This is a genomic window from Bradyrhizobium sp. LM2.9 (assembly GCF_054056555.1).
The window spans coordinates 7,647,304-7,659,990 of sequence record NZ_JBSRYJ010000002.1 but is presented as its reverse complement, the minus strand read 5'-3'; the positions used below and the strand labels follow the sequence as shown (position 1 = coordinate 7,659,990).

Annotated in this window: 11 protein-coding genes and 1 pseudogene; 6 read left to right on the top strand and 6 right to left on the bottom strand. The window is 63.7% G+C overall.

The genetic code is table 11. From position 1 onward, the window contains the following. On the bottom strand, positions 1 to 561 hold the full coding sequence (locus ACVWW3_RS38740) for a carboxymuconolactone decarboxylase family protein (RefSeq protein WP_456651215.1): 561 nt from the start codon (positions 559 to 561) through the stop codon (positions 1 to 3). After that, the gene (locus ACVWW3_RS38735; protein WP_456651216.1) at positions 539 to 1,240 is read right to left on the bottom strand and encodes a TetR/AcrR family transcriptional regulator; all 702 of its coding nucleotides are present in this window, start codon (positions 1,238 to 1,240) and stop codon (positions 539 to 541) included. Before ACVWW3_RS38735 ends, ACVWW3_RS38740 begins: the two co-directional genes overlap by 23 nt. A gap of 106 nt (positions 1,241 to 1,346) precedes the next feature. Between ACVWW3_RS38735 and ACVWW3_RS38730 the strand changes: the two genes are divergently transcribed. From ACVWW3_RS38730 to ACVWW3_RS38710, 5 genes and pseudogenes are all read left to right on the top strand, one after another. Beyond that, the gene (locus tag ACVWW3_RS38730) at positions 1,347 to 2,549 is read left to right on the top strand and encodes an ABC transporter substrate-binding protein (protein WP_354106927.1); all 1,203 of its coding nucleotides are present in this window, start codon (positions 1,347 to 1,349) and stop codon (positions 2,547 to 2,549) included. A 4-nt stretch (positions 2,550 to 2,553) separates the two neighbouring features. Then, positions 2,554 to 3,447, top strand: coding sequence for an MBL fold metallo-hydrolase (locus ACVWW3_RS38725; RefSeq protein ID WP_456651217.1), 894 nt, complete (start codon positions 2,554 to 2,556; stop codon positions 3,445 to 3,447). Positions 3,448 to 3,457: 10 nt separating this feature from the next. Next, the gene (locus ACVWW3_RS38720; RefSeq protein WP_354047495.1) at positions 3,458 to 4,426 is read left to right on the top strand and encodes a Bug family tripartite tricarboxylate transporter substrate binding protein; all 969 of its coding nucleotides are present in this window, start codon (positions 3,458 to 3,460) and stop codon (positions 4,424 to 4,426) included. Between the two features lie 223 nt (positions 4,427 to 4,649). Further along, positions 4,650 to 5,190, top strand: a pseudogene (locus ACVWW3_RS38715) (VOC family protein). A 95-nt stretch (positions 5,191 to 5,285) separates the two neighbouring features. Beyond that, entirely contained in the window at positions 5,286 to 6,098 is an 813-nt protein-coding gene (locus tag ACVWW3_RS38710; protein WP_456651219.1) for a class I SAM-dependent methyltransferase, read from the top strand. A gap of 25 nt (positions 6,099 to 6,123) precedes the next feature. On the opposite strand, the gene ACVWW3_RS38705 is transcribed toward ACVWW3_RS38710, so the two are convergent. Continuing rightward, positions 6,124 to 7,686, bottom strand: coding sequence for a L,D-transpeptidase family protein (locus ACVWW3_RS38705; protein ID WP_456651220.1), 1,563 nt, complete (start codon positions 7,684 to 7,686; stop codon positions 6,124 to 6,126). Positions 7,687 to 7,969: 283 nt separating this feature from the next. Continuing rightward, entirely contained in the window at positions 7,970 to 9,406 is a 1,437-nt protein-coding gene (locus ACVWW3_RS38700; RefSeq protein ID WP_456651221.1) for a lipopolysaccharide biosynthesis protein, read from the bottom strand. Between the two features lie 320 nt (positions 9,407 to 9,726). Between ACVWW3_RS38700 and ACVWW3_RS38695 the strand changes: the two genes are divergently transcribed. Beyond that, on the top strand, positions 9,727 to 10,794 hold the full coding sequence (locus ACVWW3_RS38695) for an endo-1,4-beta-xylanase (protein WP_354047502.1): 1,068 nt from the start codon (positions 9,727 to 9,729) through the stop codon (positions 10,792 to 10,794). A gap of 12 nt (positions 10,795 to 10,806) precedes the next feature. Here the strand turns inward: ACVWW3_RS38695 and ACVWW3_RS38690 are convergent, their stop codons facing one another. Together ACVWW3_RS38690 and ACVWW3_RS38685 are read right to left on the bottom strand one after the other, a co-directional pair. Beyond that, positions 10,807 to 11,760: a DUF6492 family protein gene (locus tag ACVWW3_RS38690; RefSeq protein WP_456651222.1), complete on the bottom strand. Its 954-nt coding sequence runs from the start codon at positions 11,758 to 11,760 to the stop codon at positions 10,807 to 10,809. 109 nt (positions 11,761 to 11,869) lie between these two features. Beyond that, entirely contained in the window at positions 11,870 to 12,472 is a 603-nt protein-coding gene (locus ACVWW3_RS38685) for a DUF6036 family nucleotidyltransferase (RefSeq protein WP_247441127.1), read from the bottom strand. Positions 12,473 to 12,687 lie beyond the last annotated feature (215 nt).

The following is a 12,687-nucleotide window of genomic DNA, read 5'->3' as shown; positions in this document are numbered from 1 at the left end:
TCAGGCGCCCGGCTTCTTGCCGCCGTCGTAGACTTTCATGCCGGCGGCAGGATCGAGATCGGTCTCGGTCGCCTCGGTGAGACGCGCCATCATCATGTAGAAGCCGAGGGCGACGATGGATTCGACGATCTCCTGGTCGCTGAAGTGTTTTCGCGCGGCAGCGAACGTGGCTTCGGGAACGCGGACGTTCTCGACCACCTCGCGGCCGAGCTTCAGCAGCGCGCGCTGGGCATCGCTTAAGCCGGCGGCATCGTAGTCGGCGCGTTCGACCGCATCGATCTGTGCTTGCGTGCAGCCGACGCCAAGCGCGATCGGCACGTGCTGGTGCCATTCATAGGCGCCGCCTTCGAGCTGCGCGGCCTGCAGGATCAGGAGCTCGCGGTTGACAGCGCTGAGCTTCTGCTTGTGCAAGATCGAATTGCCGAGCCGCATCGCCGGGATCATGTTGGCCTCGGCGTGGGCCATCATGCGGAAAATATTCAGCTTGACCGGCATGCGGTCGAACGAAGCGCGGATGTCGCCGCTCGTCGTCTCCGGATCAATCAGGGGCAGCCTTGCCACGATTCTCTCCCTTGGCTTTTCGTTTCTTGTTGTCCTGCGCCCCGCCATCCGCCGCGATCAGCGACAGGAAGAAGGCGAGATAGCGGTCGATCGCCTCGATCACCTTCGACCGCGGCGACGGTGCCGCGCCCATCACGTAATGTTCGAGACGGATGTAGATGAGCCCGGCCGCGAACAGCCGCGCGGTCTCACGCGGATCCGGCGTCGAGACCAGGCCGGCGAGCGCAAAGCCGCGAAAATAATCCGTCATCATGCTCTGCTCGCGCGCGTAAAAATGATCGGCGAATTTGGCGCGGATGCCGGGCACGCGGTTGCGCTCGGCGGTGATGACCTTCTGGAACTGGTGCTCGCGCGGATCGGACCATTGCTCGACGAGGTCCAATGCAAACTGCCGGCAAAACGCGGCGGGCTGACGCGCGAGCTGCTTGTAGCGCGGCTCCTCCAGCCTGCTCGCCGAGCTGGCGGGACCGTGCTCGCTGACGATCGCCTCCAGGATCGCGGCCTTGCCGGCGAAATGGTTGTAGAGACTGCTCTCGCGGATGCCGACGCGACGCGCGAGCTCGCGCATCGAGGCGCCGCCATATCCGCTGTGCGCAAACAGATCGAGCGCTTCGGCGAGGATGCGCTCGCGGGTGGTGGGCGCAGCCGCTTCTGCCGCGCTGGTGGTGTGGACAGCCATGATGGCTTGACTAACGAACGATCGTTCGCTAGTCAACCGTACGAACGATCGTTCGTTTCAACTCCGCGCCTTGAGAAGCGGAGAGCAAATTTGGGGAGACGACGTCATGGCGCGCTTCGCCCGCCTTCGCGCGGCCTGCATCCTGTTGCCGATGCTCGCAACAAGCACCGCTCAGGCCCAAAGCAAATACGATCCCGGCGCCGACGACAAGACCATCAAGATCGGCACCACCGCGCCGCTGAGCGGCCCGGTGTCGGCCTTCGCGCAGATCGCCAAATCGGCGGAGGCGTATTTCCGCAAGGTGAACGACGACGGTGGCGTCAACGGACGCCGCATCCAGATGATCATCGCGGATGATGCCTACAGCCCGCCGAAGACGGTGGAGCAGACGCGGCGGCTGGTCGAGAGCGAGGAAGTGCTGCTGATCTTCGGCGGCGTCGGCACACCGACCAACAGCGCCGTGCACAAATATCTCAACGACCGCAAGGTGCCGCAGCTCTTCCTAGGGTCCGGCGCCGCCAAGTGGGACGACCCGAAGAACTTTCCGTGGACGGTCGGCTGGCAGCCGACCTATCGCGACGAGGCGATCGCCTACGCCAGATACATCAAGGCCAGCCATTCCGGCGCGAAGATCGGCGTGCTCTATCAGAACGACGATCTCGGCAAGGATTATCTGAGGGCGCTGGAGGAAGGGCTCGGCAGTGGCGAGGCGATCGTGGCGCGCGCGGCCTACGAGACCTCCGCGCCGACGGTAGACACCCAGATCCTGCAACTGAAGACCGCCGGCGCAGACGTGGTGCTGGTGGCGGCAACGCCGAAATTTGCCGCGCAGGCGATCCGCAAGATCGGCGAAATCGGCTGGAAGCCTGTCACCATCATCTCCAACGTCTCGGCCTCGATCAGCGGCGTGCTGGCGCCAGCGGGCAAGGACAATTCCACCGGCGTCATCTCCAGCCAATATCTGAAGGACGCGACCGACCCGGCGTCAAAGGACGATGCCGGCTACAAGGAATGGCTCGCCTTCATGGACAAATACCTGCCCGACGCCAACAAGAGCGACTGGCTCAACGTCTATGGCTACACCATCGCGCAGACGCTGGTCACCGTGCTGAAAGGTGCCGGCAACGACCTCACCCGCGCCAATGTGATGAAACAGGCAACGACCATGAAGGACGTGCGCCTACCGATGCTGATCAACGGCACCGCGGTCAACAATTCGCCCGAGCATTATACGCCGATGACGAGTCTCCAGCTGATCCGTTTCGACGGCACGCGCTGGGTGCCGTTCGGCGATCTCCTGAAGAACTGAGCAAATGCGGCAGGTCCGGATCGGCAGCATGCGGATCGATCTCGTCAGCGAGATCCCCGCGCTCGCGTTCGACAAGACCTGGCTGTTCGCGAACGTCACCGACGAGGTGATCGCGGCGAACCGGAGCTGGCTCGATCATCGCTATATCGAGCCGGAGACCGGCCGCTTCATCCTCAGCCACCATTCGTATCTCGTGCGCACGCCGCGCTGGACTGCCATCGTCGACACCTGCTGCGGCAATCACAAGCAGCGGCCGCGCGTCCCGGCTTGGAACAACCTCAACCAGCCCTATCTCGAAAACATGCAGGCGCTCGGCGTCAAGCCCGAACAAGTCGACTTCGTGATGTGCACGCATTTGCATGTCGACCACGTCGGCTGGAACACGCGCCTCCTCGACGGCCGCTGGGTGCCGACCTTCCCCAACGCGCGCTATCTGATGGGCCGAGACGAGTACCGGCATTTCGAAGCCGCGCACAATGCCGCGCCGAACAACCCGGTGAACCACGGCTCGTTCGAGGATTCGGTGCTGCCGGTAGTCGCGGCCGGCCTTGCCGAGCTCGTCGAGACCGATCATCGCCTGTTTAGCGATCGCGATGCCGCCTTGCGCTTCGCGCCGGCGCCGGGCCACACCGCCGGCAACATGCAGATCCATCTCGATGGCGGCCACGATCACGCGGTGATGTCGGGCGATGTCATCCATCATCCGATCCAGTGTGCTGCGCCGTGGCTGTCGAACGCCGCCGATGTCGATCCGGCCGCTGCGATCGCAACGCGGCTCGCGTTGCTCGAAGAGCTCGCGGATACGCCGAGCTATCTGCTCACCGGCCATTTTCCGGCGCCGACCGCCGGGCGCGTGATACGGCATGGCGAGGCATTCCGGTTTCGGTTCGAGGATTAGGGGAAACACCATGAAGCTGCGCACGATCACGCTCTCATTGCTCGCATTGCTCTCGGCGGCGCTGCCTGCGCGCGCCGAGGATCCAGCCGCCTATCCCACGCACAAGATCAGGATGCTGCTGCCTTATGCGGCCGGTGGCGGCGGCGACGTGATCGGGCGGCTGCTCGGCGACAAGATGGGCAAGACGCTTGGACAGAGCGTCTATATCGAGAACCACACCGGAGCTGCCGGCACGCTCGGCACGCAGATGGTCGCGGCGTCGGCGAATGACGGCTACACCATCACTGTCGGCGGCATGACCACGCACGTGCTGGCGCCGGCGATCTATCCAAAACTGCCCTACGATTCGATCAAGGATTTCACGACGATCGGACGCATCGGGACGTCCTCGATCATGCTGGTGGCGACCAAGGACTTTGCCGCCAACGACATCAAGGGTCTGATCGCGCTCGCCAAGAAGGGCGAACCGATCCAGTATGGAAGCTGGGGCGTGGGCTCGACCGGACAATTCTGCGCGGAAATCCTGATGCAGCAGACCGGAATCAAGATGGATCACGTGCCGTTCAACGGCATCGCTAAACTGGCCGGCGATTTGCTCGGCGGCCACATTTCGCTGGCGACGCTCGACATGGCGACCGCGACGCCGTTGGTGAAGGACGGCTCGATCAAGGCGCTGGCCGCCTGCGGCGAGCGCTCGCCGAGCCTGCCGGATGTCGCAAGCTACAAGGAACAGGGCGTGCCGTTCGACCGCAGCCTGTCCTGGGCGATGTATGCCCCCGCGGGCCTTGCTCCGCCGATCGCACAAAAATTGTCCGCGGCGTTGAAGGACGCACTCGGCGATGCCGAGGTGAAGCAGAAGCTTCTCGGCCTCGGTATCACGCCGCAATTCGTGCCCGGCGACGAGCAGCGCGACATCAACGCCCGCGATATCGCGGCCTGGAAGCAGGTTGCCAAGGATGCGGGCATCGAGGTCAAGTGAGCAAGGAACGTAGCGGAAAGCTTGCGTGCGGCCATCCTTCGAGACGCCCGCCTGCGGCGGGCCCTCAGGATGAGGTCCCGTTTCGCGGCAAGGTATCAGACCCTCATGGTGAGGAGCCCGCAAAGCGGGCGTCTCGAACCATGCAGGCCGAACTCGCCCGACAGCGTCCCGCTGTCATGTGCGATAGTGCTGACGTGATTGGACTGACAAGGGGAGCGCGGGCATGAGCCGCATCTTCGGCGCCGTGCGCCAGAACGGATATGTGGTGCGGGACATCCACGCCGCGATGAAGCACTGGATCGAGGTGATGGGCGTCGGTCCCTGGTACTACATGGACCGCGTCAAGACCGACTGGTTCCGGCATCGCGGCGAAAATTCCGCTGTCGAGATGAGCATTGCGCTGGCCAATTCCGGCGATCTCCAGATCGAGTTGATCCAGCAGCGCAACGACGCGCCCTCGCTGTACAGGGAGTTTCTCGATTCCGGCCACGAAGGCCTCCAGCACATGTCCTACTGGAGTCACGACTACCAGGCGCTCTACGACAGGGCGTTCGGGCTCGGCTACAGGATCGGCCATGAGGGCCAGATCGGCGGCAACAAGGGGCGCTTTGCCTATTTCGACACCCAGGCGCATCCGGGCACCGTGATCGAAATCTCCGACATCAGCGGGCACCAAGGGGCCGTTCTTCGAGCGTGTCAGGCAGGCGGCGATGAACTGGGACGGCACGCGGCCGATCCGCGAGGTCGGCGGGACGAAATCGTAGGGCAGGTCACCGACCGGGTCCACCTCGCTGCTGGCGCGGTAGACGGCAATCCATGGTAACATGAGCCTCGTGTCCGAACCTTCAGCGAGGCAAGCATGTCCAACACTGACAAGGTTTTCGCCGGCTCGATCCCAAAACTCTACGACGAATATCTGGTACCGATGATCTTCGCCGTCTACGCGGAGGACATCGCAAGACGTGTCGCGGCCCGCTCTCCCTCCGTGCTGCTCGAGATCGCGGCAGGCACGGGCGCAGTGACGCGCGCCGTGGCGGCGGCGTTGCCGCGCGGCGTCCATTATGTCGCGACCGACCTCAACGAGCCGATGCTAGCGGTCGCGGCGCAGCGCCAGGCAGATGACAATCGCATCTCATGGCGCCAGGCGGACGGGTCGGCCCTGCCCTTCGACGACGCCGCCTTCGACGTGGTCTGCTGCCAGTTCGGCGCCATGTTCTTTCCGGACCGCATCAAGGCTTACGGCGAAGTCAAGCGCGTCCTGAAGGGCGATGGCACATTCGTGTTCAACGTCTGGGATCGCATCGAGGACAATGTGCTGACGCATGAGGCAACGGTCGCGCTCGAAAAGCTGTTTCCCGATGACCCGCCCCGCTTCATGGTCCGGACGCCGCACGGCTATTACGACAAGGCCCTGATCAGAACGGACCTCGAACGCGCAGGCTTCCATGACATAGCGATCGAAACGCGACCCGAGATAAGCCGCGCGCCGTCGCCCGAGTACGTCGCAATCGCCCTCTGCGAGGGCACGCCGCTGCGGAGCGAGATCGAGGCAAGGGATGCCAGCAAGCTTCAGGCTGCAACCGCCATCGTCGCCGAGGCGATCCGGACACGCCATGGGTCCGGAGCGGTCGAGGGCAAGATCCAGGCTATCGTGATCGAAGCGCGCCGGTAGCGGCGGGCTTCGGTCTGGCGCGCCTTTACCAAAAACTCCGCTGCATCGGCTGTGCGGGCTGATAATACTGATACTGCCCGCCGCGCTGGCGGCGCGGATTGACCGGTTGCGGGGCCGGCTGCTGGAAAAAGAAACCAAAACCGTTGCCGCCATTGTCCCAGCCGTCGTCGCTTGCCATTTCCATCGGCGGCGCCGCAGTCGGCTTGCGCGTGATGAAGCCGCCCTGCGGATGGTTGCTCAGCACGGCAACGAACTCGGTTCGGTAGTTGGTCTCGGCGCTCAGCGGCTCGTCCGAGATGACGATCGACGAGCGCGGCAATGCCGTCGGCGCGATGCGATCCCACACCTCCTGCGGGATGGTGATGCGGTCGAGCGCGTCCTTGGCGTCGTCGCCGCTTTCGATCGTGACCACGCTCCAGCGCAGGCCCGTGTCGTTCTTCGCCATCGCCGTGAAAATATGCGTGCCGAGCGGCAGGTCCGGATTGCGGATGGTGACGGGAACCTCGATGCTGGTGTCGAACACCTCGCCGCCGCCATCCGGCGCCGGCTTGTGCGTGTTCCGCCGCACGTAGAGTTTCTGCGTCGCACGGCTGATGTAGACCGAGACCGGCTCGAGCGCGAGTTTTGCGTCGGTCGCAGCCTTCACGGCATCCGCCTTCTTCGTCGCCGCGACCTTCGCGGCTTCCTTGGTGGCGGCGACGGCGTCGCGCTTCGGCTGCGCGGCGGCCTTGGCAGCATCAAGCGCCGACGTGGCGTCAGCAGCCTTGGTGGCAACCTTCTGCTTCAGCTCCTCGGCCTGCGCCCGCGCCTGATCGGTCTTGGCAGTCGCGAGCTTCTTGTCGGCGAAGGCGAGTTCGGCGTCGGCGCGGGTCTTCTGCTGTTCTAGCTTGCGCAGCGATGCCGGGAGCGAGACGGCGTCTTTCGCGGCGGCCGAGGCGGCCTTCTTGGCATCATCGGCGGCGCGGGTGGCCTCCTCGGCCTCGCCGGAGAGCTTGTCGATCCGGCCGGGCGCGGCCGTGATGGCCTCCCGCTTCGGTACGAACAGCGAGGGGTGGGAGAAATCGACCGGGGCGGCGTCGTTCGGCGAGATGATCACCCGCATCCCGATGTTCGTCTTTTCGAACAGGCCTTCCGCGAAGCCAAAGGGCATGCGCACGCAGCCGTGCGAAGCGGCATAGCCGGGCAGCGGCCCGCCATGCAGCGCGATGCCATTCCAGGTGATGCGCTGCATGTTCGGCATCCAGGCATCGTCGTACATCGTTGAATGGTGGTCCTTGTCCTTCTCGACGATGGCGAACACGCCGGCAGGCGTCTCGCGACCCGTGGTGCCCGTGGACACCGGCGCGCGAAAAATCCACCCGTCGGCGTCGTAGAAGGTGACCTGCTGGCTCTTGATCGACACGATTGCCATGATCGGCTCGCCGGCCGCGCGCTGCGCCACCGCTTCGGCCGGCTGACGCGCCTGCTTGGCCGCGATGGCCGGGGACGCCGCCGCCAATGCGACAATCGCCGCCAAGATCGCAATTCCGGGAGGCCCCCAACGCCGCATCGTCATGGCGGATTGCGTCGTTGTCAGTCGGTTTTTCATGCCATCCTCGGTCGAAATGCCAGTCCGTTGTGCCGTCACGTGTCAGATTGCGATCTTTACATTAAGAAATCGCAGCCGCCTTACGTTCCGTCTGTGGCGAGATTCGGCACGTTCCGGCGACAAAATCTCTCATATAGGACGGCTCGCGCAGGCGGAAGGGCGGCGTGCAGCCGTGGCTGGCCCGAAGCTGGCGGTCTAACTCGGCGGCAGAATGTCCGGGGTTCGGTGACGCAGCTGCCGCCAAGGCCTGGCGTCGGGCGCCGAGGCCTCCGACGGACGCATGCTAAACGCCCAGCGCCTTACGGTTGAAGGTTCGCAGGAAACGCAGCGACAGCGTCCGGACATTTGCGACATTCAGCAACCAGGCGCCAGCCGCATAAGCGAGCCCGCCGGCGAGGCTCACGACGAAGAGCGGGACGAAGCCGGAGCCATCGACCTGCGATCGTGCAACGAGAATGGCAACCGCCATCGCCGCAGCGGAGGCGGCAACACCGGCGAGGCGGTGGAGATCGAACGGGAGCGGGTGGGCGCGATGCATCAGGACGACGGCAACAAGGAGGCCGATCGCCTCGGTCGCGAGCGTCGCCAGTGCCGCGCCGTAGAGGCCGTAGCCGGCCACCAGCGCGAACATCAACGCCACGCTGACGACCAGCGTGAGGAAAGACTGCGCCGCCAGCATGAACGGCCGTTCGGCAAGCTGGAAGCTGATCTGCACGTAGAATTGATTGGCGATGCCGAAAAAGCGCGCGAGCACGAGCGTCGGCAGCAGCGCCGACACGCCGGCGCGGAAATCGACGCCGACGAGCGTGCCGGCGACCTGATCGGCTGCAAGCGCGAGCCAGACGGCGACGGGCGCGACCACGACGAGCAGCAGCTCGAGGCTCTCGCTCAGCCGCTCCCGCGTCGTCTCGTTGTTTTTCTCCGACAATGACCGGAACACCAGGGGCACGGTCGCCGCGGCGACGCTGGAGGCAATCATGACCATGAACTGGCGCGGCAGATCAGCGGCGACGCCAAAGATGCCTGCGGCGTCCTTGCCGAGCAAATAAGCGACAATGAGCCGGTCGCAGGCCGAATAGACCGCAACGGACAATCCGGCCAGCGTCAGCGGCAGGCCGTAGCGCGCAAGCTGCATGAACTGGCTGCGCTGGAACCGCGCGATCCTGCTGCGGTCGCCGACGAGGTTGAGGATGATCCCGGTGAGCGAACCCAGGCCGAATGCAGCGAGCAGCCCCAATCCACCCCAGCCGAGCCAGACGCCGAGCAGGCCAAAGCCGACGCTCGACACGCTACGCACGATCGAGATCGCCGCAAACCTATAGGGACGCAATTTGGCGCGCTCGAACTCCTGGCCGACATCGACGGCATTCGCCATGATCGCGACGAACATGCTGGCAAGCAGCAGCCCGACGCTGAGATCGCTGCGAAACAGGAAGACCAGCGGCGTCGTGGCGCAGAGGACGGCCACGGTGAGCCCGAAAGCAACCATCGCCGTGCCGCGGAAATCGATCTCGGCCGACATCGCCTGATAGCGCGACACCGAGAGCTTGATCCAGGCGAAGAAGATCGCGCCCAGAATGCCGGCCAGGCTGATGCCGACGACATAGACGCCGTACTCCGCCGGCGTCAGCAGCCGTGTGTAGGCCGTGACGGCGAAGAAGCCCACGGCCGCAGGCAGGATGTAGGCGACCAGATAAATCGAGAAATGGCGATTCAGCATGCGAGCACGGGACCGGCAACGATGTTGATAATGTGACGGCCGTTAATCAATCGGACCTTGGCGGGGCGAACGAACTGCGCCGCAGCATCTCTCAAGAGTGTCACATAAGTCTGGAGATCGGGCGGCAAATGAGGCTTTGAGGCCGCTTTCGCGCGGTAGCGTTAAATTTGCCCTTCCCGGAACGGGAGCGCGCGACCTCAAAAGGAACCATGTTTCGTAGATGGCAAAGTTAACCCAACGAAGGAAAACCCCGGCGTTGCAAGGCACCGCTTGGTACGATGGCACGTGAGCTCGATCGCGTGGGCTCGATAAGGAATGCCGTGACCAGGCTCGACAGACGCGAATTTCTCCTCGGCAGCGCCGCAGCACTCGCGGCGGGCACATCGGCATCCGCAGCACCGGCGTCGAAACTCGCCCAGCGTCGTCCGGGATTTGGCGCCGCGGCCACGCTCTGGGACCTGCAAGCCGATCCGAGGCTCGGCGAAGCCATCAGCACCTATTGCACGCAGGTGGTTCCGGTGCTCGAGCTGAAATGGCCGATGCTGCGCCCGGACGCGCACACCTTCGCCTTCGAACGCGCCGACGCGATCCTGGACTTCGCCCGGCAGAACGATCTGACGATGCGCGGCCACGCGCTCGCCTGGTATTACGACATTCCGGACTGGACCAAGCAGATCAAGGATTCCAAAGGCGTCGAGCGCGCCTATGTCGATCACATCGGCACCGTCGTCTCCTATTATAAAGACAAGCTGACGTCGTGGGACGTCGTCAACGAGCCGATCCCGGACAATCCCCGCAGTCCAAAAGATCGGCGCGACACGTTCTGGACCCAGCACCTGGGCAACGGCTGGATTCCGCTGGCGTTCCGCACGGCGGCCGCTGCAGATCCTTTCGTCAAGCTCGCGATCAACGAATACGACATCGAGTCCGCGAAGGACTCGTTCATTGCCAAGCGCGCGGCGTACCGCAATCTCATCATGGACCTGCTCGACCAAGGCGTGCCGTTGCACGCCGTGGGGCTGCAATCGCATCTGCACGCCGAGCTCGAGATCGACACCCATGGGCTCGCGGAATTCGTCACCGAGCTGCGCTCCTGGGGCCTTGAGGTGCTCGTCACCGAACTCGATGTCGACGACCAGAAGCTGACGGGAACGCCGGCAGAGCGCGACGCCGTCGTCGCCAAGCGCGTCAATGACCTCCTGACCGCGATCTCGACCAGCGGTCCGGTGCGCTCGATCCTGACCTGGGGACTCTCGGATCGCTATAGCTGGATCAACGGCACCTTCGCCCGTGCCGACAAGCAGCCGAACCGTCCCCTGCCGCTCGACGGCGAGTTCAAGCCGAAGCCATTCATGGACGTGATCAGCAAATTTACGAGAGACGCTTAAGGGCGCCGTTCTTCAGCGCGTCTTGGTCGGTACTTCAAATTCAACCGCATCGCCCATGTGATCGGGCGACAGGCTCGGACCGCGACGGTCGCGCGAGTTCAGCCGGAACACATCGCGGATGTCGTCGATCGAGGTCGACGAATAGGACTGGATGCAGAGCGCGACCTGGTCGGGCGAAGCGGCGCGCATCATCGCTTCGATCGCAGGGCGGTCGAGGCGCGTGTCGTCCCAATGCGAGACCGCGATGCTGTCTTCGGTGACCCGATGGGTGGCCAGATGCGCGGGCGAGTTCGCGACGAAATGGCCGTACATGAGATATTCCGAGAACTTCTTCTTCCGGCACAGTGCCAGAACCCAGTTCAATCCCGTTGCCGACTTGATCGCGTCAGTCATCGCGCGCGCGGTGTCCTTGTCCCAGACCAGCGCGTTGCCGACATAGTCGTCCGCGGGGAAGGACCGCTCCTTGATACCGAGGAGCTGATCGACGGTGCGCAGCCACAGGACATGCAAGGGGTGGTCGGCGTCGATCCCCTTGCGCGTGACGAACAGCGGCGTCTTCTCGGCGCCGGCGTATTGACCGACGTCAAATTCTCGGAAGAACAGATTGTCCGAATCCAGGATGCAGACGCGCTGCTCCGGCGCGTTGAGGACGCCGGCGATCTTGAGGATCTGCTGGATGTGCCAGCCATGGACGGGTGACGACAGCAGCGACAGCCAGACGCGCCGTTTGCTGATGAACTGGAGAGCCGGCGGCAGCGCCCAGAGCCATTTTGGCAAATAGCGCGAGGCCGGAACGATGACGCGCTTGTCGGAAGCGAACCGCGCGAACAACGGCAAATCCTCATCGTTAACGAGAACATAATGCCGCGTGTAGCCCGTCAACCAGGTGTCGATGCTCTCGCTGAGCAGCGAAAAGCGCTCGATATCCTTGGCGTAGCTGGCAGTCAGCAGGGCAACGGAATGCATGGGCATGCTCGAATGGCGATCAGGCCGTAGTCATAGCTGCATTGCGAGGTGCTGGAAACTCACGATTCAAATCAAGGTAAAGTGAAACAAAGCGCGACCGCGGAAAAGACTAGCCTCGAGATTTCAGGCTTCTGATGTAGGCGATCGCTCGCTCCGCTACAGCGGGATCAAGGTCCGTTTTACGGATCCTTTGCTCAATCAGCTCCAGGTCCAAAGGCCGCGCGCCATGGATCGCGCTGACGAACCGTTTGTCCCTCTCATCCAATCTGGCGACTTTGGACACGACGAGGTCTTCCGGCGCAGGCACTACGCCGGTCACCGTCCGTCCCGCGACCTCGGTTTGTACTCTAAGCGCTCGGCTCTGCCAGCCTCTCGGGAGCTTGGCCGTCGTCTCGTCGACACCATCGATGTAGAAGCCATAGGTGCGATGAAAGGGGCTTTCCGACCCGAAGAGGCCGTCAATATGTTCGGACGCTATCGGCTGCACTCCGTCACGCGTTCGCTTGGCTTCCGTCAATTCCCAGATTCTCGCATTTGCGGGAAATGCGTCGATTTCCGGCGATTCTCTCGCGGCCTCGGGGGCATCCGGCATAGAAGCCAGAATCGCCTGGCTACCCACCACAAACACGGTGTCGGTTTCGAATTCGTAGGCTAGAGCCCTTACGACCCTAAGCAGATCATCCAAGGTACGCCGCGGGCTGCCCTCGGACATCACGGCCCTCTGGAGGAAAGAGCGCGAGTGCCTAGGGCTCGTTCGGCCACACGTCTCGCCGCTCTCCTCAATCGAATTCTTGCGTCATAGTCGCCGAAATGAACACCTTCGACGAGATAGAACGGGGACGAGTTGCGCAGCCGCACCATCTCGCGATCGCGACTGGTCAGTCTTGACGCAAGTTCCCCGGTCGGAAGAGCAAGCAGTTCCTGCCA